The 22907-nt window shown below is 61.0% G+C and carries 24 protein-coding genes and 1 pseudogene; 17 read left to right on the top strand and 8 right to left on the bottom strand.

The genetic code is table 11. The features are described 5' to 3' along the window. Positions 1–40: 40 nt before the first annotated feature. Both N2A41_RS06475 and N2A41_RS06470 read right to left on the bottom strand, forming a co-directional pair. Positions 41–1048 (bottom strand): alpha/beta hydrolase, encoded by a 1008-nt coding sequence (locus N2A41_RS06475; protein WP_260110552.1) that lies wholly within the window; start codon positions 1046–1048, stop codon positions 41–43. Continuing rightward, positions 1041–1934, bottom strand: a complete 894-nt coding sequence (locus N2A41_RS06470) for an MBL fold metallo-hydrolase (RefSeq protein ID WP_260110551.1) — start codon at positions 1932–1934, stop codon at positions 1041–1043. Before N2A41_RS06470 ends, N2A41_RS06475 begins: the two co-directional genes overlap by 8 nt. An 89-nt stretch (positions 1935–2023) precedes the next feature. Here N2A41_RS06470 and N2A41_RS06465 point away from each other — a divergent pair, with 89 nt between their 5' ends. Beyond that, positions 2024–2959: a LysR family transcriptional regulator gene (locus tag N2A41_RS06465; protein WP_017963688.1), complete on the top strand. Its 936-nt coding sequence runs from the start codon at positions 2024–2026 to the stop codon at positions 2957–2959. A 45-nt stretch (positions 2960–3004) separates the two neighbouring features. On the opposite strand, the gene N2A41_RS06460 is transcribed toward N2A41_RS06465, so the two are convergent. Next, complete coding sequence (locus N2A41_RS06460) at positions 3005–3628, bottom strand: TIGR00730 family Rossman fold protein (RefSeq protein ID WP_003558142.1); 624 nt, start codon at positions 3626–3628, stop codon at positions 3005–3007. 155 nt (positions 3629–3783) lie between these two features. On the opposite strand from N2A41_RS06460, the gene N2A41_RS06455 reads away from it, so the two are divergent. The 5 genes from N2A41_RS06455 (at position 3784) to N2A41_RS06435 (ending at position 10129) form a co-directional block, all read left to right on the top strand. Beyond that, positions 3784–5808 (top strand): LysM peptidoglycan-binding domain-containing protein, encoded by a 2025-nt coding sequence (locus tag N2A41_RS06455; RefSeq protein ID WP_260110550.1) that lies wholly within the window; start codon positions 3784–3786, stop codon positions 5806–5808. 212 nt (positions 5809–6020) lie between these two features. Next, positions 6021–7898 carry an ABCB family ABC transporter ATP-binding protein/permease gene (locus N2A41_RS06450; protein WP_017963686.1) on the top strand — a complete coding sequence of 626 codons (1878 nt, stop codon included), beginning with the start codon at positions 6021–6023 and terminating at the stop codon, positions 7896–7898. Between the two features lie 131 nt (positions 7899–8029). Next, on the top strand, positions 8030–8728 hold the full coding sequence (locus tag N2A41_RS06445) for a phosphatidylserine decarboxylase (protein WP_222384683.1): 699 nt from the start codon (positions 8030–8032) through the stop codon (positions 8726–8728). Between the two features lie 79 nt (positions 8729–8807). Beyond that, positions 8808–9653 (top strand): CDP-diacylglycerol--serine O-phosphatidyltransferase, encoded by an 846-nt coding sequence (gene pssA / locus N2A41_RS06440; RefSeq protein WP_026154087.1) that lies wholly within the window; start codon positions 8808–8810, stop codon positions 9651–9653. 329 nt (positions 9654–9982) lie between these two features. After that, a complete protein-coding gene (locus tag N2A41_RS06435) occupies positions 9983–10129 on the top strand; it encodes a hypothetical protein (protein WP_170280042.1) in 147 nt (48 codons plus the stop codon). Between the two features lie 224 nt (positions 10130–10353). Here N2A41_RS06435 and N2A41_RS06430 read toward each other — a convergent pair whose 3' ends face one another. Both N2A41_RS06430 and N2A41_RS06425 read right to left on the bottom strand, forming a co-directional pair. Then, entirely contained in the window at positions 10354–11118 is a 765-nt protein-coding gene (locus N2A41_RS06430) for an SOS response-associated peptidase (protein ID WP_260110549.1), read from the bottom strand. 41 nt (positions 11119–11159) lie between these two features. Beyond that, on the bottom strand, positions 11160–11480 hold the full coding sequence (locus N2A41_RS06425) for a YnfA family protein (protein ID WP_260110548.1): 321 nt from the start codon (positions 11478–11480) through the stop codon (positions 11160–11162). Positions 11481–11552: 72 nt separating this feature from the next. Here N2A41_RS06425 and N2A41_RS06420 point away from each other — a divergent pair, with 72 nt between their 5' ends. The 8 genes from N2A41_RS06420 (at position 11553) to N2A41_RS06385 (ending at position 16619) form a co-directional block, all read left to right on the top strand. After that, positions 11553–11969, top strand: coding sequence for an NUDIX hydrolase (locus N2A41_RS06420; protein WP_162118512.1), 417 nt, complete (start codon positions 11553–11555; stop codon positions 11967–11969). A 34-nt stretch (positions 11970–12003) separates the two neighbouring features. Next, positions 12004–12447: a TIGR02301 family protein gene (locus tag N2A41_RS06415; protein WP_017963680.1), complete on the top strand. Its 444-nt coding sequence runs from the start codon at positions 12004–12006 to the stop codon at positions 12445–12447. A gap of 103 nt (positions 12448–12550) precedes the next feature. Then, the gene (locus tag N2A41_RS06410; RefSeq protein WP_003546972.1) at positions 12551–12808 is read left to right on the top strand and encodes a hypothetical protein; all 258 of its coding nucleotides are present in this window, start codon (positions 12551–12553) and stop codon (positions 12806–12808) included. Between the two features lie 18 nt (positions 12809–12826). Beyond that, positions 12827–13585 (top strand): hypothetical protein, encoded by a 759-nt coding sequence (locus tag N2A41_RS06405; protein WP_260110547.1) that lies wholly within the window; start codon positions 12827–12829, stop codon positions 13583–13585. 98 nt (positions 13586–13683) lie between these two features. Continuing rightward, the gene (gene ygfZ, locus N2A41_RS06400; protein ID WP_260110546.1) at positions 13684–14538 is read left to right on the top strand and encodes a CAF17-like 4Fe-4S cluster assembly/insertion protein YgfZ; all 855 of its coding nucleotides are present in this window, start codon (positions 13684–13686) and stop codon (positions 14536–14538) included. After that, the gene (locus tag N2A41_RS06395) at positions 14535–15143 is read left to right on the top strand and encodes a YfbR-like 5'-deoxynucleotidase (RefSeq protein WP_018070590.1); all 609 of its coding nucleotides are present in this window, start codon (positions 14535–14537) and stop codon (positions 15141–15143) included. The genes ygfZ and N2A41_RS06395 overlap by 4 nt, the downstream gene beginning before the upstream one ends. Beyond that, positions 15140–15670, top strand: a complete 531-nt coding sequence (locus tag N2A41_RS06390; RefSeq protein ID WP_260110545.1) for a tyrosine phosphatase family protein — start codon at positions 15140–15142, stop codon at positions 15668–15670. Before N2A41_RS06395 ends, N2A41_RS06390 begins: the two co-directional genes overlap by 4 nt. Before the next feature lie 58 nt (positions 15671–15728). Next, complete coding sequence (locus N2A41_RS06385) at positions 15729–16619, top strand: mechanosensitive ion channel family protein (protein WP_170256708.1); 891 nt, start codon at positions 15729–15731, stop codon at positions 16617–16619. Positions 16620–16627: 8 nt separating this feature from the next. On the opposite strand, the gene N2A41_RS06380 is transcribed toward N2A41_RS06385, so the two are convergent. After that, positions 16628–17143: a superoxide dismutase family protein gene (locus N2A41_RS06380; protein WP_170256707.1), complete on the bottom strand. Its 516-nt coding sequence runs from the start codon at positions 17141–17143 to the stop codon at positions 16628–16630. Positions 17144–17271: 128 nt separating this feature from the next. Next, positions 17272–17625, bottom strand: coding sequence for a hypothetical protein (locus N2A41_RS06375; RefSeq protein ID WP_170257615.1), 354 nt, complete (start codon positions 17623–17625; stop codon positions 17272–17274). Between the two features lie 439 nt (positions 17626–18064). Between N2A41_RS06375 and N2A41_RS06370 the strand changes: the two are divergent. The 3 genes and pseudogenes from N2A41_RS06370 to N2A41_RS06360 all read left to right on the top strand — a co-directional run bounded on the left by N2A41_RS06370 (position 18065) and on the right by N2A41_RS06360 (position 21745). Then, positions 18065–19968: pseudogene (locus tag N2A41_RS06370) on the top strand (putative bifunctional diguanylate cyclase/phosphodiesterase). Positions 19969–20233: 265 nt separating this feature from the next. Further along, positions 20234–20878 (top strand): HD domain-containing protein, encoded by a 645-nt coding sequence (locus tag N2A41_RS06365; protein ID WP_407767257.1) that lies wholly within the window; start codon positions 20234–20236, stop codon positions 20876–20878. A gap of 9 nt (positions 20879–20887) precedes the next feature. Continuing rightward, positions 20888–21745, top strand: coding sequence for an MOSC domain-containing protein (locus tag N2A41_RS06360; protein ID WP_222281048.1), 858 nt, complete (start codon positions 20888–20890; stop codon positions 21743–21745). Between the two features lie 68 nt (positions 21746–21813). On the opposite strand, the gene N2A41_RS06355 is transcribed toward N2A41_RS06360, so the two are convergent. Beyond that, positions 21814–22809: an aldo/keto reductase gene (locus tag N2A41_RS06355; protein ID WP_260110543.1), complete on the bottom strand. Its 996-nt coding sequence runs from the start codon at positions 22807–22809 to the stop codon at positions 21814–21816. Positions 22810–22907 lie beyond the last annotated feature (98 nt).

Genomic DNA, 22907 nt, shown 5'->3' with positions numbered 1-22907 from the left:
AAGCGGGCTCCGAAATCCGATCCCGGAGCCCGTTCAAATTCTATTCCGGTTGGAAGGATTCATCGAAAAAGCGCTGAACCTCGGAATAGGCCTGCATGCGATTGGTCTCCATGAGAGCGAGGTGCGTCGCCTCCCCGATTTCCACCCATCGCCTGTAGGAGGCGCCGGTCAGCTGCTCGAAATAGGTCCGCGCCAGATCAGGCGGAACGTCGATGTCCCATTCACCATGCAACAGCAGCACCGGGGCGCGAATCTCGCTCGGACGATAGTAGGGATTTCCAGATCGCCAGTAGGTGCGGATGTCCTGGATCGGCCCATTCGTGGCCCGAAGTTTGCCTTGCTCCCTGTCAGCCTGCGACGTCTCTTCCGAAAGGGTCAGTTTAGCCCAGAGGTCGAACCAGCCCTCCGGCACAAGTCGGTCACGCGCGTATTCGGGTGCGGTGCTCAGCCAACGCGGCAAGGCCGCATGGACTGGGACAAGCCGATAGGAACCGAGGATCCCACCCTGATCGATCGGGATGGGAACGTCGCTCAGCCATTGCGGCGCGAGCAGTGCCAGCTTGACGATCTTGTCGCCGTTGCGCGCAGCATATGCACCGGCCACGGTGCCGCCCCAGGACATTGCGAAGACGCTGACGGCGTTGAGACCGCGAAGCCGAAGGACGAAATCGACAGCCGTTGCGAAGTCCTCGACGCCAGTGTCGGTGCCGACAAGCGGCGGGTTGAGATCGGGCTGCGCCTGCATTTCCGGCGGGCGGGTCGACTTTCCATAGCCCCGGACATCAACCGCAAAGACATCGAAGCCTTGATTGGCGAGGAAGTCGATGAAAGACATCCCGTTGAAGGGAACATCGTAAAGACTTCCGGACGAGAAGGTCGCCCCGTGCACCATTACGATTGTTTTCTCCGCGAGAAAGGCTTTGTGATCTCTCCTTCGCTTATTGCGGAGATAGAGCTTGATGCCATCGGTTCCGCTATCGACGTAATGCTCGTCGAATACGATCTCGCCTGCGTCAAAAGCTGAAGATGCGAGCTTGTTCTCAGACATAGGACCACCTGAATTTTTCGCCGTCGCGGGTCACATAACCAGCAGACGAGCCGGGGAAATGCGTGGAGAAGTAAATGGCACGATTATCGGCTGCGAACTCGAGGACACGCCGTCTGGACTGGGCAGCCTGATCCCGGAATTCGCAGAACACCGTGTTGAGGTCAGGACGCTCCACCTGGATCGGATGGTGCATGACATCGCCAGCAAAAATCGCCGCTTCCTTGCCCGATTCCAGCAGAACGGACATATGGCCGATGCTGTGGCCAGGTGTCGGCAAGAAGGTGAATCGATCCAGGAAAGGACCGCCTGCGCTGTCGATGAAATCAGCAAGCCCCGCCTCGATCACGGGCCGCACGCTGTCTTCATAGACGCCGGCACTGGGAATGTTGACGTCGTTGTGGCTTGCCGTTGACGAGTAATATTCCTGCTCGGCGCGGGGGAAGATGTAGCGCGCATTTTTGAAGGTGGGAATCCATCTTCCGTCCTCAAGCACGGTATTCCAGCCGGAATGATCGACGTGGAGATGGGTATTGATGACGAAGTCGACGTCTTCCGGCCCGACACCCGCCTGGCGCAGCCTGTCGAGAAACGGGATGGTCTGATGGTGGAAGCTGGGATTACGCGGTCTTTCCTTGTCGTTGCCCGAGCCGGTATCGATGAGGATGATGTGGTCGGGCGTCCTTACAAGCCAAGTATGTATACTCACCACAAGGGCATCGCGGCCCTCTTCCATATCGACAGCGGAAAGCCGCGGCTCGACCGCCCTAAGTTCCTCAGAAGCGGCAGCCGGATAGAGAAACGAGGGCGGGACGTTGTGCAGATACTGCTCTTGCACCTTCCTCACCGTCACGCCGGCAATACGATATTCCTTTCCAAGATCGCTCATGGAATTTCCTTTCGAGTTGAACTGGAACCGGGGACAGCGCTGTCTGATGCCTATGGACAATAGGGAGATTTCGTGCAACGATCAAATCGATGAATGAAATTGTCTCCATCGATCATTTCAATTTGTGGTCCTTTGACCTGAACCTGCTCGTCGCATTCGATGCGCTCATGAAGGAGCGGAGCGTGACGAAAGCTGCTGTTCGTCTGAAAATCCAGCAGCCTGCCATGAGCCACAATCTCGGAACTCTTCGCACACTGCTTCAGGATGAGCTGTTCGTGCGTGTCGGCCAGGTCATGCAGCCGACCCATCGCGCGCTGCGTTTCGCCGAGGCGGTGGAGCAGATACTCAGCCGTACGCAGCAGGCGATCGTAACGCCTAATGCCTTTGAGCCCGGCAAGGCCGAGCAGATATTCCGTATCGGCTTTTCCAGCGAGCTTGAGGTGCTGCTCGTGCCGCGTCTCGCCGCTATGTTGAACGAGACGGCGCCCGGCATTAGAGTGCTCGCCCGTGCGGTCAATCCCGAGATGGTCCACAAGCTTCTGGACGACAACGTCATCGATCTCGGCGTCGGCTGCTACGATGACGGCAACAATAGACATCGGCGCAGCCTGCTGTTCGAACAATCACTGATGTGCTGCTACAATCCGAAGCTTCTCGATCTTCCCCAAGCATTGGACCGCGACAGCTATGTCGGGCTGAAGCATGCACTGGTTTCACAGAAGGATGCCATCGAAGGCTGCATTGATGATGCGTTGAAGCGGATCAACGTGCGGCTCGACGTGTCGGTGGCAGCGCCGGAATTCCTGACTGTGCTGACGGCTGTCCTGGAAGCGCCCTTGATCGCGACGCTGCCGACCAGAATTGTGAAGCGGTATGCCGGCCTGTTTGGCTTGGCAGTCGCCGACGTTCCCCTCGATTTAACGGTAAGCCCGATATCGATGGTCTGGTCGGCAGCAAGCGACAATGATCCCGCCAATAGATGGATACGATCTCAGGTGACGCAGCTTGTTTCGGCTTATAGCTGAATTTGCTTGCAAAATAGCTTGACCGCGCGAGGGCCGCCTGCCCGCCTACATCTTCGAAATCACCTCGTCCTCGCCGTCACGATCGGCGGCGAGCTGGGCTGCCTGGGCCATGATCGCCGGAATGATGCCGGAGATCTCGTCGACGACGAGCGGTTGCACCCGATGGGCGGTATGCAGGAAACCTTCTTCGGTCATATGGCGCATCAGTTCCATCATCGGATCCCAGAAACCGTTGACGTTGGCAAAGACCATCGGCTTCTCGTGGCGGCCGAGCTGCGCCCACGTCATGATCTCGACGATCTCCTCCAGCGTACCGATGCCGCCGGGCAGCGCCACGAAGGCATCGGAGCGCTCGAACATGGTGTGTTTGCGCGCATGCATGTCAGGGGTTACAATGAGTTCGTTCAGCTGACCGAGCGAGTGGCGAGTCGCTTCCATATCGATCAGGAATTCGGGAATGATGCCCGTGACCTGACCGCCGCCGGAAAGCACGCCGCTGGCAACCGCGCCCATGATGCCTTTGGTACCCCCACCATAGACGAGGCGCAGGCCGTATTCGGCGATCTCTCTTCCGAGAGCACGCCCGGCCGCCATGTGGGAAGGATCGCGTCCCGGCCTTGAGCCGCAGTAAACGCAGATGGATCGAATCGATACAGATTGTTCGGTCATGAGGGCAAAACAACTATTCCATTTCAATGCAGTCAAGAAAATTGACTGAAAAGCAGCATGCCTAGCTTGCCTAATTGCTTTGAATGCTTGTGGAAAGCAACGGGAATCGCTAGCAATTTTGGGTATTACGGCAAATTGCCGCTCTGGGAGACATAATGATGAAGAACCGTGCCGGCTTGCTGGCTCTTGCAGTCCTCGCAATCGCAATCATACTGATGGTGTTTTTCGTCATGCCGCGCATCGGCGGCGATGCAGCCAAGGTCGGCGACGCCATCAACCAAGCGAGCACGGAGCTCAAGAACACGGTTAACGAGGCGGCAAAGACATCGCGCTCCGCTGTGGGCGACGCGGCTGCGGTCGCCGACCAGGTGGGCCGCCTATCGGCCGATGCCGGCGTGTCGCTCAGCGAGCTCAAGGCGCTGTTTGCCGACGGCAAGGGCCCTGCCATCGATGTCTTCACCGCCGCCAAGACCAAGGCCGTCAGCGCGCTGACCGCGCTTGCTGATTTTACAATCCCCGAGGGCCTCGATCCCGCGACCCAGACCCTTGCCGCAAAGGCCAAGGACGGCGGCGCGAAGGCGCTCGCCATCGTCCAGGCGCTGCCTGAGAACATTGCCGATGCGCTTGCCGCGATCGCCAAGGCAGAGGCTGCTCTGACCGGTGCGCCGGAGACCGCCCCTGCGGCGAACACGGCAGTGGAGAATACCGGCCCGAAACTTCCGGCCTTCGACGTATTGCGCGTCGAGCCCGACGGATCGACGGTGATTGCCGGTTCCGCCGAACCGAACGGCAAGCTCGAGGTGCTCGACGGCGAGAAGGTGGTGACGACGGCCAATGTCGATGCGAGCGGCGATTTTGCTGCCGTTCTCGACGATCCGCTTCCGGCCGGCGACCACCAACTCGTGCTCAAGTTCACGGGAAAGGACGGCAAGAGCACGCTTTCCGAAGAAGTCGCGACCATTTCCGTGCCGAAGGACGGCAATGGCGCCAATCTGCTCGCCATGGTCTCCAAACCCGGCGCGGCGAGCCGTATCATCACTGCGCCGAAGGCCGGAACCGAAGTTGCCGATGCCTCCAATCCGATGGCTCCGCCTGCGAACAAGCCGGCAACGGACGAAAGCTCGGCTGCGCCTGCTGCAACAGCTGCACCAACCGGCGAGCTGGCGCTGCAGGCGCCGAACCTCACCGACACCTCCTCCGGCGGCGCAGCTACGCCATCGGATAAGACGAATGTGCCCGATGTGATGGTCAATGCCGTCGAAATCGAGGGCAGCAAGATCTTTATTGCCGGCACGACGCGCCCCAACGCCAAGGTTATCGGTTATGCCGACGACAGCCTCGTCGGCCAGGATACCGCCGGCTCCGACGGCCACTTCGTCATCGACGGCGTGGTGGCGCTCTCGGTCGGCGACCACAAGATCCGCGTCGATGTCGTTGATCCCACAGGCAAGGTGATCGTGCGCGCGGCGGTCAACTTCAATCGGCCTGCCGGCGACCAGGTGAGGGTCGCCGCGCAATCGGTACCCGCCGACACGAACAGCGCTCCCTCGATGGTGCCGCTCGATGAAGGCGAGCTCGACAAACTCAAAGCCGAAGTCGGCAAGGCCTTCGGCCTGCTGAAGCGGCTGTTTGCCGATGGCAAGCTTCCAGGCCCCGAGCAGCTCGCCGCGGCGCGCTCGGGAACGGAATTCGCTCTGCGCTCCGTCGCCGATTTCCGGCCTGCGGCCGATGCGCCGGACGCCTTCAAGCACACGTCAGGCACCGCCTCTCAGATCGCCGGCAACGCGCTGAAACTGCTGCAGGGCCTGCCGAAGGATGCGAAATCCGTGGGCAGCGCACTCGACAGGCTCGGCGCGATGATCGCCGAACTCTCCGTGGCACCCGCGCCGGCAGCGCCGTCCGCAAACGATGTCGGAAGCGGCCAGCCGAAGACGATCGAACAGGCGCCGCTGACGGCAAACAACGCGGCAGTCATCATTCGCCGCGGCGACACGCTGTGGCAGATCTCGCGCCGCACCTATGGCCTCGGTGTTCGTTACACGACGATCTACATCGCCAACGAGGACAAGATCGTCGATCCCGATCGCATCCGCCCCGGTCAGATCTTCGGTCTGCCGAAGGATGTGTTGCCGAATGCCGAAGAGCTGCACCGCAAGCGGATGTCCGGCCAGCATCTCTAAGCTGCAAAACGACACGACGAGGCCGGGTGGGATAAACGCCCGGCCTCGTCGTTTCCTTACCCCTGCATTTGTTGTATTCGTCCGCCTGGCACCCTATCTGGCGGTGGCGGCTGCGGGTTGTGGGAAGCGCTTTCAGGCACGTCCCGGTTCCCTGCTTTTGCCGGCATCGAAGCGCCGCAATCGCGGCAAGCCCATCCGGGCTGGAGACAAGCATGGCAAACGGCAAGACAGTCTCGGAATCCAACCTGCTGCAGACGCTTCTCAACCTCTGGCCCTATATGTGGCCGGCCGGCCGGCCCGACCTCAGGATGCGCGTCGTCTGGGCCTCGGTCTTTCTGCTGATCTCCAAGTTCGTATTGCTGCTCGTTCCTTATTTCTTCAAATGGTCGACCGATGCGCTGAACGGCAGGATGGATCTTGCAGGCTCCGTGCCGCCGCTGCTGGCCGGCGCCATCGCGCTGGTGATTGCTTATAACATCACCCGGCTGATCCAGCTTGGCCTCAACCAGTTGCGCGACGCGCTCTTTGCCAGCGTCGGACAACATGCGGTGCGCCAGCTTGCCTACAGAACCTTCGTGCACATGCACGAGCTGTCGCTGCGCTTCCATCTGGAGCGCAAGACCGGCGGGCTCTCGCGCATTATCGAGCGCGGCACCAAGGGCATCGAGACGATCGTGCGCTTCACGATCCTCAATTCGGTCCCGACCGTCATCGAATTCCTGCTGACGGCAGTGATCTTCTGGTGGGGCTACGGCTTCTCCTATCTCGCCGTTACCGCTTTTACCGTCTGGGCCTATATCTGGTTCACGATCCGCGCCTCCGACTGGCGCATCGCCATCCGCCGCTCGATGAACGACAGCGATACCGACGCCAACACCAAGGCGATCGACTCCCTCCTCAATTTCGAGACAGTCAAATATTTCGGCAATGAGGAGATGGAGGCAAAGCGCTTCGACAAATCGATGGAACGTTATGAGAAGGCGGCGACCGACGTCTGGACTTCGCTCGGCTGGCTGAACTTCGGCCAGGGCGTCATCTTCGGCATCGGCACGACGATCATGCTGGTACTGTCGGCGCTGGCCGTGCAGCGCGGGGAGCAGACGGTCGGCGATTTCGTTTTCGTCAATTCGATGCTGCTGCAGCTTTCCGCACCGCTGAACTTCATCGGCTTCGTCTACCGCGAAATCCGCCAGGGGCTGACCGATATCGAGCAGATGTTCGACCTGCTTGAAGTGAAGGCCGAGGTCAACGATGCGCCCGATGCGACAGAACTTCGGATCGGCCAAGGCGCGATCTCCTTCAAGGACGTGCACTTCGCCTACGATCCGGCCCGCCCGATCCTGAAGGGCATTTCCTTTGAGGTGCCGGCAGGCAAGACGGTCGCCGTCGTCGGTCCATCGGGTGCGGGCAAATCGACGCTGTCGCGCCTGCTCTATCGTTTCTACGATATCCAGAGCGGCGCGATCACCGTCGACGGTCAGGATATCCGCACGGTGACGCAGAAGAGCCTGCGCTCTCTCATCGGCATGGTGCCGCAGGATACCGTGCTCTTCAACGATACCGTCGCCTACAACATTCGCTACGGCCGCACATCGGCCAGCGAGGGCGAGGTCTTTGCGGCGGCTGAGGTGGCGCAGATTGCGCATTTCATCGAAATGCTGCCCGAGGGGTTCGAAACCAAGGTCGGCGAGCGCGGGTTGAAGCTTTCGGGCGGCGAGAAGCAGCGGGTGGCGATCGCCCGCACCATCCTTAAAGCGCCGCCGATCCTGATCCTCGACGAGGCGACGTCTGCGCTCGACACGACGACGGAGCGGGAAATCCAGGAGGCACTCGACCTGGTTTCGAAGAACCGCACGACGCTGGTCATCGCCCACCGGCTTTCGACTGTCATCAACGCCGATGAAATCATCGTACTCAAAAGCGGCGAGATTGCCGAGCGCGGAACACATGCCGCCCTCCTCGAAAGAAACGGCCTTTATGCCTCGATGTGGAACCGCCAGCGCGAGGCGACGCAGGCCGAAGAACATCTGAAGCAGGTGCGCGAAAGCGACGAGCTGGGGGTCATAAGTCGGCTTGCTCCGGCAAGCTGAGGGGAAACCGACGCCGGCCGGCTTTTGTTGTTCAGAACCCCGGCGTGGAAACCAGGGCCGAGGCCGCAGCATTGCCCCGGAGACCGTTTTTCGCTAACAGCAAAAATGAAAACGCAAGGAGACCGGCAGCCATGAGCCTGTTCAACACGGTTCGCAACACGATCGTCCCCGTGCACAAGGAGGGTTATCCCTTCGTTGCCGCCTTCTTCGTCGCGTCGCTTGTCTTGGGCTGGATCTTCAAGCCGCTCTTCTGGATCGGCATGATCTTCACGCTCTGGTGCGCCTATTTCTTCCGCGATCCCGAGCGCGTGACCCCGCAGGACGACGATCTGGTGATCTCTCCCGCCGATGGCAAGGTCTCGGCGATCCAGATGGTGACCCCTCCGGCAGAGCTCAATCTGGGCTCCGAGCCGATGCTGCGCATCTCGGTCTTCATGAACGTCTTCAATTGCCATGTGAACCGGGCGCCGATGCGCGGGCGCATCGTCAGCATCAACTACCGCTCCGGCAGCTTCGTCAACGCCGAGCTCGACAAGGCGAGCGAGGACAATGAGCGCAATGGACTGGTGATCGAAACCCGCCACGGCCAGATCGGCGTCGTGCAGATCGCCGGCCTCGTGGCGCGGCGTATCCTCTGCTGGGCAAACCCCAACGAGCCTGTGGATGCCGGCGAGCGCTTCGGGCTGATCCGTTTCGGCTCGCGGCTCGACGTATTCCTGCCCGCCGGTGCCGCGCCACGTGTCTCGCTCGGCCAGACGGCGGTTGCGGGAGAAACCGTCATCGCCGAATTCGCCTCCGTCAAGGGTCCCGTCATCAGCCGCCGCAGCTAGAGCGGTTCAGCTTTTCACGGAAGTGCAGAAGCGCTACGCACTGTTGCTGGAATTGCCTTAGGAACGATTGGAACGCGATATGGAAACGCCTTTTCCGCCTTTCGAGCCCAATGGGCCGGATGATTCCGCCCGCGGCCCACGTCTGCGCGAAATCCCGCTCCGGCTCGTCTTTCCGAACCTCATCACCATTCTGGCGATCTGCGCCGGGCTGACCGGCATCCGGCTGGCTTTCGAGAATCGTTACGAGCTCGCCGTCTCCATGGTGCTGCTCGCCGCCTTCCTCGACGGTATCGACGGGCGCGTGGCGCGGCTGATGAAGGCGACTTCCAAATTCGGCGCGCAGATGGATTCGCTTGCCGACATCGTCAATTTCGGCGTCGCACCCGCCCTCGTCGTTTATGTGTTCGCGCTCGACCAGGCGCGCTCGCTCGGCTGGATCGCCGCCCTGATCTATGCGATCGCCGCCGGGCTTCGCCTTGCCCGTTTCAACGTCATGGCCGAACGCGAAAACAAGGCGAGCTGGCAATCCGAATATTTCGTCGGCGTGCCGGCGCCGGCTGGCGCCATGCTGGTGCTGCTGCCGGTCTATCTCGGCTTCCTCGGGCTGGCGACGGACCGCACCTTCGCCTATCTCTCGTCGATCTATACCGTGCTTATCGCCTTCCTGCTGATCAGCCGGCTGCCGGTCTGGTCGGGCAAATCGGAAGGCAACCGCTTGCGGCGCGATCTCGTGCTGCCGATGATGCTCGGCGTCGTGCTCTATGTGGCTCTGCTGATGAGCTACACCTGGGAGGTGATGGTCTTCACCGTTGCCGCCTACCTCGTATCGCTTCCCTTCGGCGCGCGGAAATGGCAGCGGAAATATGGGACGCTGACGATCGAGGAACCCGGCGTCGGCGACGACGATATCGGCCGGCACATCTGATCTGCCAGCATTTCCGGATTTCTCCAAATGACGGAAATGCTTCTTTCCCTTCGTTCTGACGGACCCCGGGAAAAGCATGCGTTTCCCCGGAGAAACCGTGCGCTTATCCGGGTGAAAACTGTTCCGCGCTTTTCCCCAGAAACCGCTTTCGCACTTTTATTGGAACCACTCTCTTCAGTAAGTTTTAACCAACGTAGGCTTCAGTTAAGCCTCGCGAATTATGGTGCGCGTTTACAAATCCTGATCACCTGCGCCCCCATTTTGTCGCTATTCGTGACGAAACATCAAACCATAAAATACCCAGGGAAGAACCACGTAAGGAGAGTATCGTGACTTCGAAGAAGAGCAGTACCGGCGAACAGCAGGCGGCCAAGCCAGATCTCGCCGCCAACTATCGCCCCGTCGGCCTGAAGGCTGTTGCCGCAGCATCGCTGATGGCGAAGCATAAGCCGGCCAGCGTCAAGAAATCCGCTTGAGGCGGAAGGCTTCACATTGGAATCATGCGTGCTTTCGGGTTACATGCGTTAGGCACCGCTGACGAAGTGAATGACGAGGCAATTGCCGGAAATCTCCTGACAACGCTCTGGCGACATCAGCACAACCCGAAAACCTGATGGACGAAGCGGCGCATCGCCACCGCTTATGTGAGACGTCGGCGCCGATAGGTCGCCGACGGGCCTGCTGGTGCGGCGGATGGTGTTCAGAAGAAGCTGAGCTGGCCGTCGTCAGGCTTTTGCTTTTCGGGCGCCTTCAGCGGCTTTTCGACGACGACCCGCTCCTGCAGGTCGGGACCCATATTGGCGACCTTGTTGACCTTGTCGGAGACCGGGACGGCCTCGAAGAAATCGTCCTGAACGGGCTGCATCAGGTCGACTACGTCGCGCGGCTCCTGTGTCTTGCAATCGAGCCAGCGCGAGAAATCCTCAGGTCTGACGACGACAGGCATGCGATCGTGGATCGCCGATATGGCTGAATTGGCGGATGTCGTCAGGATCGCGCCGGTATCGACCTCGGAGCCGTCGGCCGAGGACCATGTCTCCATCAGCCCTGCAAAGGCGATGACCCCACCCTGGCGCGGCCTGATCCAGTGGGCCTGCGGCCGCTCGCCGCTTTCCTTCGACGGGCGATGCCATTCATAGAAACCGGAGGCAGGAATGAGCACGCGGCGATGACGCATGGCGGCGCGGAAAGAGGCCTTGCCAATCGCAGTTTCAGAGCGCGCGTTGATCAGCAGCGGGAAATCTCTCGGATCCTTGACCCAGCCCGGCGTGAGGCCCCAGCGCACGAGCACGGCGCGCCGGTCGGCCAAGTTGCTGCCCTGCTCCCTGCCCTCGCCGGATATGACGACTAGGATCGGTTGCGTCGGCGCGATGTTGTAGCGCGCCGGAAAATTGTCGAGATCGAGACCGGAGAAGAAGTCGCTCAGGTCGGCGCTGGAGCTTGTCAGGGCGAGACGTCCACACATCGGCCTGTCTTTGCACCCGGCTCGTATCCGGTCAAGACGCCTCAGCCTCTCGGCGCGAAGAGGATGAGGCTTGCGCCGGCAAGGCAGATCAGCGCGCCGCCGATATCGTAACGATCAGGCACGCGGCTCTCGACCAGCCACAGCCAGAGCAGCGAGGCGAGGATATAAATGCCGCCATAAGCCGCGAAGGTACGACCGGCAGCCTCGCTCGGCACCAGCGTCAGAGCCCAGGGGAAAAGCGCCAGGGAGACCATGCCCGGCGCCAGCCACCAGACGGGCTTTTCGAGCTTCAGCCATGCCCAGAAGGCAAAGCAGCCGGCGATCTCGAAGAGAGCGGCAAAAGCAAATATGATGTAGGTCATGGAAGCACCTTTCGAATCTCCGCCGCACTCTTCATCCGATAAGATGGGCGATCACAGCAAGAGCAGGCCCCGATGACCTCCACCGCCAGAGCCGCCTCCTCCGCCATTCTCAAACGAGACGAGCGATTCCTCCTCGTGTTGCGGCGCAATCCGCCTTCCGCCGACATGTACGCCTTTCCCGGCGGGCGGGCCGAGCCCGGCGAAGCGCCGGAGCAAACGGCATTGCGCGAATTTCATGAAGAGACCGGCATTTCGGCACGCAATCCGCGGCTGTTTTCGACCTACGAGCTGAAGACGCATGCGGCCGACGGCAGCGTCAACAGCCATTTCCTGCTGTCGGTTTTTCGGGTTGATGCCGATGAAGACGCGGTGGCGGAAGCCGCCGACGACGCGGTCGCCCTCGGCTGGTTCACGGTGGAGGAAATCCGGCAACTGCCCGTGCCGCAGAGCGTGCTCGAATGCGCAGAGCGGCTGGCGAGCGGCGAATAGACGTGGAAACTTTGAAGCACGCCTTGTTGCTGTCATGCTGAGCGTATCAACTGGGAGCATGATTCCCGTTCGGCGCGTTTTCCTGTCCCTGCTCGTGCTCGCCGGCCCTACGATGGCGCAGGGCAAGAATACGCCGCCTCCACAGGAGGAGGAGATTGCGCCGCCGATCGTGAGCGTGCCCTATGACGACAAGCTGGCGCGGTTCGCCGAGGTGCTGGGTTCGGTGCATTATCTGAGAACGCTCTGCAAGGCGCCCGGCGGCGACGAGTGGCGAAACGGCATGCAGCAGCTGCTCGATTCGGAGACCGGCAACGAGCCGCAGCGCAAGGAAAGGCTCACAGCGGCCTTCAATCGCGGCTATCGCGCCTTCGCCTCGGTCTATACGGATTGCACCCCGGCGGCCATCGTGGCAGAAGAGCGCTACCGTAACGAAGGTGCAACACTTGCCACAGAAATTACCTCGCGCTTTGGAAATTGACGTTTAATTAACCTGTTTTCGCATGCGGACGTGTCGTTTTGGGAAAAGGCTGTTAGTGTTGTTAACGGTGCAGTAAGACATGAGAAGTTCTGAGGAAAAGACAATGGAAGCAAGCCTCAACGACATCGACGACATGATCGTCCACGAAAAGATGCAGGCGGCTCTGGAGTACCAGAACGAGGCTTGGGCCGATGGCATGGCCGACGGTATCGAGCCTGAAATCATCGCTGATGCCGCCATTGCGCATGCGTTGCGCGAGACGATCAGGTTGCATGGGGAAAAGAGCGCGGAAGCCCTGCTCGATTCGCTGCGCGAGCGCATGCTTGCCGGCGAATTCTCCGCAAACCGCACCCTGCAATAATTGTTATCAGAGAGCTTGATGCACACCGGTAAAGAGAAAGTTTCGCGAATTCCCCTCGCGCCGGTGCTGCTTGCGTTCAGCCTCGCCGCCGGCAATATTTTCCTTGCGCCGGCAGCCTATGCGCTTTCCGAACTGCACAAGATCCCCGGCCAGGCGGCCAACGACACGCCGCCCGCGCAGGGAAGCGCTCAGGGACAGAGCCAGCCGCAGGGCGGGACCACTCCCGGCGTTCCCATGGCCGATCCGCTGGTCAACAGCCAGAACAATCAGGGTGCCGACAAGACGCCGGGCGCTCAGGACAGCTCCAAGCCCGTCGAGGTGATCTACGACATCAGCAAGGTGCCAGAGCCGGTTCGAAAGTTGCGCGAGCAGATCGTCGAGGCGGCCGCCTCCGGCGATCTCGAACGGCTGCGGCCGCTGATGGGCACCGGCGCCGACCAGACGCAGGTGACTGTGGGCGAGCCGACCGACGATCCTATCGGCACGCTGAAGGACCTTTCGGGCGATCCCGACGGAGACGAGATCCTTGCCATCATGCTCGACATTGTCTCGACCGGCTTCGTGCATGTCGGCCAGGGCACAGCAGAAGACATGTATGTCTGGCCTTATTTTGCCGAGAAAGACCTGAAGTCGCTGACACCGCCGGAGCGCGTCGAGCTGCTGCGCATCGTCACGGCCGGCGATCTCTCCGACATGCAGGAATTCGGCGGATACAATTTCTATCGCCTCGGCATTACGCCTGAGGGCAAATGGAAATTCTTCACGGCGGGCGACTGACACTCATCTTGGCTGCGCCTTTCACGTCTCGCATGGCGCTTGCGATCCAGCTCATGAAGACATACCTCTGAGCGATGATCAACGCGACAGGTTCTGCCATGCCAGCCGTATTCCTGAAAGACCGCTCATTGCTCTTCGTCAGCGGCGCGGACGCCCAATCCTTCCTGCAAAACCTGATCACCACCGATATCAGCTCGCTTGGGCCCGACGAGGCGCGGCCCGGGGCACTCTTGACGCCGCAGGGCAAGATCCTGTTCGATTTCATGATCTGGCAGGACGGCGACGGTTACATGATCGAAACCGATGCCGGCCAGCGCGACAGCCTGCTGAAGCGGTTGACGATGTACAAGCTGCGCGCCGCCGTCACACTTGCCCCAAGCACCAAAGAGGGCGTCACCGTTTGCTGGGGCGAGGATGCCGAGGGCGTCCGGGATAGGCAGGGCGCCCGAGACAGCCGTTTCGCCAAGGCGGGCGTCACGCTGATCCGCCGGCCCGGCAAACATGGTGATGGCAAAGAAGCACTCTACGACGCGCTGCGCATCAGCCACGGCATCGTCACGTCAGGATCGGACTTTGCCCTGCAGGACGCCTTCCCGCATGACGTGCTGATGGATTTCAACGGTGGGCTCTCCTTCAGGAAAGGCTGCTATGTCGGCCAGGAGGTCGTCTCGCGCATGCAGCACCGCGGCACCGCGCGCCGGCGCGTCGTCACGGTGTCCGCCGCAACAGCCTTGCCGGCGACAGGGACAGAGATTACCGCTGGCGGCAAGCCTGTGGGAACGCTCGGTTCGGTCGAAGGCGGCAGTGGACTTGCGATCGTGCGCATCGACCGCGCCGGCGCGGCGATGGCCGCAGGCACGCCTCTGCTGGCCGGAGAAACGCCCGTTTCTCTCACCCTGCCGGCATGGTCCGGCCTTGTCTTTCCCGCCAGCGCCGACGAGGCCAGCGCGTGACAACGACGAAAGCGCCGCGTGCCTGGCAACGCATGCTGTCCGGGCGCAGGCTCGACCTGCTCGACCCCTCGCCGCTCGATGTCGAACTCGCCGATATCGCTCATGGGCTTGCGCGCGTCGCCCGCTGGAACGGCCAGACCTCCGGAGATCATGCTTTTTCGGTGGCCCAGCACAGTCTCGTCGTCGAGGATATTTTTCGCCGCTTCAACGACGCGCGGCCGCAGGAATGCCTGATGGCGCTGCTGCACGATGCACCCGAATATGTGATCGGCGACATGATCTCGCCGTTCAAATCAGTGGTCGGCGGCGGCTATAAAACGGTGGAAAAGCGGTTGGAAGCTGCCGTGCACCTGCGCTTCGGCCTGCCGCCGCATCCCTCGCGCGATCTCAAGGACCGGATCAAGAAGGCCGACACGATCGCCGCCTATTTCGAGGCGACGGTGCTTGCCGGCTTCACCCCAGCCGAGGCGCAGAAATTCTTCGGCCAGCCGCGCGGCATCAGCAAGGACATGTTGATGATCGAGCCCCTGCCGGCGATCGAGGCGCAGCGATTGTTCTGCGAGCGTTTCGCGGCGATCGAGGCCGAGCGGGAGATGGTGTCGTGACCTTTGTCGTCGTCTCGCCGCTGTCGAGCATTGCCGAAATGGCAGTGCGCCATAAGGCGCGTGATATGATCAGCCTGATCGCCAAGGAGCAGGCCTTTCACCGACCGGGCGTGATCGCGGCCGAACGTCATCTGACACTTGGCATGAACGACATCGTCTTCAAGGGCACCGGCGATCTCGTGGCGCCTGACGAGACGCATGTGCGAGCAATTATCGACTTTGCTGCCTCGTGGCGACAGGAGACGCCGTTGCTCATCCATTGCTGGATGGGCGTGTCGCGATCGCCGGCCGCAGCCCTCATCGCCGCGCTGTCGCTAGCACCCGATCAGAGCGAGGAAGCGCTTGCCCGCCGGCTCCGGGCCGCCTCACCGTTCGCGACGCCGAATGCCCGGCTGATCGAGCTCGGTGACGTGCTGCTCGGCCGCAGCGGCCGGCTGGTCGCAGCAGTACGGGCAATCGGGCGTGGCGCCGATGCCGACGGCAACGCGCCCTTCGTGCTTGCGATCCGGGACGCCGCCTGCGGTTGACGCTGCCGCCAGCCGCTCCAGTTAGGCCCCGACCACGCACAGTCGACAGGGCCAGATCATGGAACAACAGGCAGCCGATGTCCTCCTCGCCACGCAAACGGCACTCAGCCAGGCAAGTGCGCTTGCGGTGCAGTATTCCTTCTCCGTCCTCGGGGCGGTGATCCTGCTCGTCCTTGGTTGGGCGCTCGCCGGTTTTACCAGCCGCTGGGCCTATGAAGGCCTGTCGCGCGTTCATGGCATCGACGAGACGCTGGCGCGATTCTTCACCAATGTGCTGCGCTACGCCCTGCTCATCCTGGTGTTCATCACCGTGCTCGGTCAATTCGGCGTCCAGACCGCTTCGATCATCGCAGCCCTCGGCGCAGCAGGCCTGGCGATCGGACTGGCGCTGCAAGGGACACTGCAGAATATCGCCGCCGGCATCATGCTGCTGATCCTCAGGCCTTTCCGCGTCGGCGAATATATCGAGACCAGCAGCGTGGCCGGCACGGTGCGCGAAATCGGATTGTTTGCAACCGAGCTCAGAACCGGCGACGGGCTTTATCGGTTGGCGCCGAATTCGACGCTCTGGAACACACCGATTACCAACTTCAGCCGCGAGCCCACGCGGCGGGACGAGCTGAAAATCAGCGTCGCCCATGAGGATGACATCGATCTGGCGATGGAGAGGCTGATGGGCCTTGCCAAAGCCGATTCCAGAGTGCTGATGTCACCGGCACCCAGCGTCTTCATCGACAGCCTCGGTGACGGCGCGATCTCCGTAACGCTGCGCTACTGGGCAAAGACCGGCGATTGGTGGCTGGTCAGCCGTGACATGGTGAAGCGCGTGAAACTCGCCTTCGATGAGAAGGACAATCCCGCCGCTGTGCCGGATGCATCAGACGCAACTCCAGAAAAAAAGCACAACGGCAGAGCGGCGGCAGAAAAACCGACATCGGCGCGGCAGTGAGACGGCAGCTATTGAACAACGCCGCAGGCAAGCCGTTCACCAGCATCTCCTGACGGCTGGCTGCGATAGTCATCCGAATTGGCATGCACCATCAATGCGCGGCCGCGAATGCCGTCGGTCTTGCCGTCGAGTGTCACCATGGTATTGAAGATCTGTGCCCGCAGCACGCCGTCCTGCCCGACATATTGATTGGGCATATCGCCTGCGTGCGGACCGTTAGCGGCAAGGAGGCCATGCTCCGCCTTCCCGGGATTGAAATGACCGCCCGCCGATTCGAGGTGGGTCGCGGCGTCGCAGCGGCCGGTCTCATGAACGTGGAAGGCCACCCATTTGTTCGCCGGCAGTCCCGATATCTCGACTTCGATCAGGACGCCGCCATTGGCAGCAGCTGTCAGCTGCGCGCGGCCATCTTCCTTGCCGTCCTTGTCGACGAAATTGGCGACCGCCGTCTGCTTGTCCTGAGCGCCTGCCGGCAATGCAACCGCAAGCAGGCTCAAGGCGGCGATGGTGCACATGGCTTTCATGGAGATCTCCTTCCGTCCGATTGTCTTTCTGAACGTGTCAGCTTGGAAGGTGTTCCTGATTAGAGACCATCGAACAAGAAAAGCCGGCCAAACGGCCGGCTTGCAGATCACCCGAATTGAATCGCAGCTCAGGCGACGGCGTCGAAATCGAACTGGCCGTAAGTGTTGCGGTAGAGATCGTCGGACCGATTGCCTGATGTCGGCGCGATCTGTTGCAACGGATAGGAGACGGCGATGCTGTTTGCCGTGCCGCTATCGTGCGTGTCCATCATCAGAGCAATCAGGCTGCCGGAAAATTTCGGCTGCGTGTCGCTGCTGGTGTCGTCTTCCAAGATTTCTTTGATGATGCCGGGCTTCTCATCGGCGGCACGTTCGCCGCGGCTGAGGACGCCATCGCCGTTGGCGTCGAGCCGCGAAAGCGTCGCCAGATATGCATATGACGTCTCTGAAACGGATGTGGTGCTGGTCATACAAACCTCCATTCACCGCCTTTTGCCGGTGGTGTTTGTACGCAATACGAACGTGGAAAATCAGTGCTGACTCGGTGGTTAAACTGATTTGCGCAGTGCGTCAATAAGCTGTTAACTTCTCATTAACGATGATTGACAAAAGTTAACGCGGCGCCGTGAGAGTGACCTTCCGCTTGCGCCAGCCGGCCGATTTCCCACATATTTCAGCGATTTTTCACATACAAACCAATTGTCTGACGAAGTGAAGTCGCTGCTGCACTGCAACCGAATATTAATTCGGCCCATAGAAAATGGGCGTCACACAACTACCACCAGACGGTCCCGGCTTATAAAAAAGCAATTTCTGTGTTCTTTTAGAAAGGTCTTTCATGTCCGGCGCAGTGAGGCACGTGCATCAACTAAAGACGCTTTTGGTCATTGCGATCGCGATTGCTGCGCAAGATGCGTGCACATGAAAGCTGAGGCGCTTTTCTGGCAGCAATGCACCCAGGCCGTCACCGACGATGGATCGATCGATGCGCAGCGCCTGATGGATTTTGTGATCGCGACCTATCGCGTCCATGAAAGCGACTATGACGAAATCGAGAGAAGCGCGGAAACGCTGCTGCGGGAAAACCATGTGCTGAGAGGCAATATATCAGCCCTCAGTCAGGCATTCGACGGACAGAAAAAACTCTTCGAAATCATTCTCAACAACCTGCCGCTCGGTCTCAGCGTCTTCGACGCCGAACAACGGCTGACGCTTTCCAACATCCGTTTCCGTCAGCTCTTCGACCTGACAGACGAAGATGTCACTGCCGGCGCGACAATCGCCGATCTCACGGCCAAAATGCGCGGCACTGAGAGCGCCAGCGCCAAGCTCCGCCGACGGACCGGGCGACATTCCTCCGCAACAGCAAGAAGCAGTCGTCTCCGTCGGCGCGAATGGTTGATGGACGATGGCCGCATCATCCAGAGCATGGTGACCATCCTTTCCGACGGCAGCAACATTTCCATTCATGCCGATATTACCGAGGATCGAAGGGCGGCCGAGCGTATCACCTATCTCGCCCACCACGACCCGCTGACCGGCCTTCCGAACCGCATCCATTTCCGGAGCAGGTCGATGCGACGCTCACAGAGCGCAGGCCAGATCAGCAGATCGCCCTTGTTCACCTCAATCTCGACCGGTTCAAATCGATCAACAACACGATGGGCGTGTCGGTCGGCGACAAGATCCTGCAGCAGGTCACCGAGCGCATCCGCGCCTCCGCCGGTTCGGAAAACACCCTGGCGCGCCTCGGCTCGGACGAATTCGCCATCTTGCAGGCGGGCAAGCAGCAGCCGTGGAACGTGACGGCGCTTGTCGAACGGATCCGCCGTGAGCTTTCCGAACCATTCCTCCACGGCGAAAGACGGGTGGAGCTCAGCGTTTCCATGGGCATCGCAATCGCCCCTGATGATGGCGAGGAAACCGATATCCTGCTGAAGAATGCCAGCGTGGCGCTGTCACATGCCAAGGCCGACGGGCGCAAACAAGAGCGTTTCTTCGCCAGCGAGATGGAAGCGCAGATGCAACTGAGCCACGCGCTGGAGGCGGACCTCAGAGCAGCCGTAGGGAACGAGGAATTCGAGCTGCATTACCAGCCGCTTTATGACCTCTCGCAGCGGCGCATTTGCGGCTTCGAAGCTTTGATCCGCTGGAACCACCCGGTTCGAGGCCGCGTTCCGCCGATGGATTTCATTCCGCTTGCCGAAGAAGTCGGCCTCATCGTCGATATCGGCCGTTGGGTTTTGCGCCGGGCCTGCAACGATGCAGCGCAATGGCCGCAGGACATCAAGGTCGCCGTCAACGTTTCGGCAATCCAATTCAGTAGCAGCGACCTGACGCGAGATGTCGGCGAGGCGCTTGCCGCCTCCGCGCTGTCGCCGTCGCGGCTTGAACTCGAAATCACCGAGAGCGTGTTGATGGAAAATCTGAGCGAAGTGCTGCCGATCCTGCATGCGCTGAAGGAGCGCGGCATCCGCATCTCGATAGACGATTTCGGAACCGGCTATTCCTCATTGAGTTACCTCTCGAGCTTCCCCTTCGACAAGATCAAGATCGATAAATCCTTCGTCAACGATATCGTCGACAACAGGGAAGCGCATGCGATCATGCACGCGATCATCCTGCTTGGCGATGCGCTCGGCATGCGCGTCACCGTCGAGGGCGTCGAGACGGCCGCGCAGCTGGCGCTGCTCGAATGCGAGGAATGCGACGAGATCCAGGGCTATCACATCAGTCCGCCGAGACCGGCGCATGACGTGCCTCATCTTCTCTCCCTGTCGCCGAAGAACGGCGGCATGATGCGTCTTCCTGAAGCCAAGCACTGAGATCCCCCTCGATTGCGACTCGCACGGCAAGCCGTTAGAACAGGATGATTTCAGGCCGAGTCGGCCTACAATCTGAATCCTGTTCTACAATATATAGTTAGAGCATGATGTCGCCCGAAAACCGCTCACACTTTTCGGCATCATGCTCCAGAAAATCGGCTGTGATTCCGAGATCTGGTTGTCGCATTCTTTTACCCGCCCGCATCCACTTCCGCGCCGATGCCCTGTCGGCGGAAAAACGATCTTCCTCATGACAGGTGGCGCAATGTTCGAGACTGAAGCCTTCTCTCCACATGAAACGCTTGCCGCGGCGTTGATTGCGCATGCGGCCGACGGCGACGACGGCTCGCACGACCTTGCCCACATCCTGCGCGTCTTCAGGAATGCCATGCGCATCCATGAGGGAGAAGGCGGCGACGGGCGGGTGCTTGCCGCTTCCGTGCTGCTGCACGACTGCGTCGCCGTCGAGAAGAATTCGCCGCTGCGGGCAAAAGCATCGGCTTTGGCGGCGCAGAAGGCTTCGGCGATCCTGGCGAAACTCGGCTGGAGCGCCACGGATATCGAAGCCGTGGCACACGCAATCACCGCGCACAGTTTCTCGGCCGGGGTGGCGCCGCAGACGCTGGAGGCGAAGATCCTGCAGGATGCCGACCGGCTGGATGCGATCGGCATGATCGGCGTCGCCCGCTGCTTCTATATTGCCGGCCGACTGGGATCTGGGCTCTACGATCCGATCGACCCCACGGCGGCAGACCGCCCGCTCGATGACAAGCGTTATGCCATTGACCATTTCCAGACGAAGCTGTTCAAACTGGCGGAAGGATTCCAGACCGAGACCGGCCGCAGGCTGGCGGCTGCGCGTGACAAAAGCTTGCGCGACTTCCTCTCGGCCTTCATGGATGAGATCTAGGAGCATAACATGCGTGTCAGCGACCTCTTCATCTACCCGCTCAAGAGCGCCCGCGGCATTGCGCTGCCGGCCGCCGACATCGACGCCTATGGGCTTCCCGGCGACCGGCGGGCGATGATCACCGATGCGCAGGGTCACTTCATCACCCAACGCGAACTGCCGGATCTCGCACGCATCGAGGTGCGACCGGAGGCAAGCGCCTTTCGGCTGCTGATGCAGGGGAAAGCGGACATATCGGTAGCAGCGCCTCAGCCTGAAACCCGCATGGATGTGATCGTGTGGAAATCCGCCGTCAGCGCCGCCGCCGCCGATCCAGAGAGCAACCGGCAGCTTTCCGAATGGCTCGGTCGCGAGGTGCGCCTAGTCTTTTTCGACGGCCAGGCGCGGCGGACGGCGAATGCCGAATGGGCCGGCAAAGGCACGCCCGTCACCTTTACCGACGGCTATCAGATCCTGGTGACGACGACGGGCTCGCTGAAGGCATTGAATGCCGACCTCGCCGCCCATGGCGAAGGCAGTGTCGGCATGGAACGCTTCCGTCCGAACATCGTCATCGATACCGACGAAGCCTGGCCGGAGGACCGCTGGGCGGCGATCGAGATCGCCGGTATCCGCTTCGATCTCGTCAAACCCTGCTCCCGCTGCATCATGACGACGCAGGACCAGATGACCGGTTCACGCGAGGGACCAAACCCGATGCCGGCCATAGGCCGCATCCGCATGTCGGCCGACCGGCGCGTGCCCGGCCCGCTCTTCGGCTGGAATGTCACGCCACGCGGCGGTGGCAGGATCACGATCGGTGACACCGTCAGCATCATTGAAGAGAGGCCGGAAGGCTGGGCGCTCAAGCGTCGCGTCGCGGCATAAAAACAATTCCAGGAAAAGTGCGAAGCGGTTTTCCGTCCGGAATTGCGTAAAAACAAAGAGTTAGAGCGTCACACGCGCCCGAGTGCGGTGTCGATGCCTGCCATGACATCGGCCGGCAGGGGTCCCTTCTCCAGCGCGCCGGCATTTTCCTCCACCTGGGCGACGGTGCGGAAACCCGGGATGGGAAGGGTGCGCGGCGAGCGTGCCCAGAGCCAGGCAAGCGCGCCCTGCGTCAGCGTGCGACCGCCCGATGTCAGGAGATCGCGGACGGCATCGAGCCTTGCCGCGAATTCCGGGGCCATGCGGCCATCCTTGAAATAGACCATCCAGTCGAGGGCTGCACCGCGGACGTCCTTGGCGCCCACTGCCTTGTCAGCGGTGAACTTGCCGGTCAGCAGACCCATGGCCAGCGGACCGCGATTGATAGAGATAAGCCCCTTCCCCTCGATCACCGCGATCATCTCCGGCACCGGCTCGAAGACGTTCATCGTATGCTGGACCGAGACGTAGCCCTGGCGGCCGGTATGACGGGCGGCGCGATCGGGAAAATCGGTGCTCCAGCCGAACGCGTCGATCTTGCCTTCGGCGCGCAGCGCCTCCAGCGTATCGAAGACGGCATCCGATTGATCCAGCCGAAAATCATTGAGATGGAACTGCAGGAGATCGAGACGATCGCGCTTAAGGCGGCGCAACGAGGTCTCGACCGAACGGCGGATGAAGGCCTCATCGGCGAAGGCGCCGGTTGCCTGCTTGGTTTCCGGATCGGTGGCGAAGCCGAACTTGGTGGCGACGACGATATCGTCGCGATTGCCGATCGCCCGGCCGAGCACTTCCTCCGAGTGGCCGGCGCCGTAGTTCGAGGCCGTATCGAAGAAGCGGATGCCGCGTTCGATGGCACGGTTGATCGCTTCCACGGATTCATCGTCGTCGACATCGCCCCAGCCGAGCGGGGTGTCGCCGGCGAAGAAGGGACCGCCGATCGCCCAGCATCCCATGCCGAGGCGCGGAATTTCGCGGCCGTTCCAGAGCGTGATCGTCGTCGGTGATGCGGTCTTGGTCAGCATGAGGTCCTCCTTGATTGGCAATCCTTTGAAGACATAGGAAGCGCGCATGGGCAGGTAAACCGCCAAATCTGGAGGATGTTTTGCACCCGCAAAAAACG

The organism is Rhizobium sp. SRDI969 (genome assembly GCF_025152725.1).
Classification (GTDB): domain Bacteria; phylum Pseudomonadota; class Alphaproteobacteria; order Rhizobiales; family Rhizobiaceae; genus Rhizobium; species Rhizobium leguminosarum_I.
Note: the sequence above shows the minus strand (reverse complement) of the source record. Positions and strands in the feature narration are given on the sequence as shown.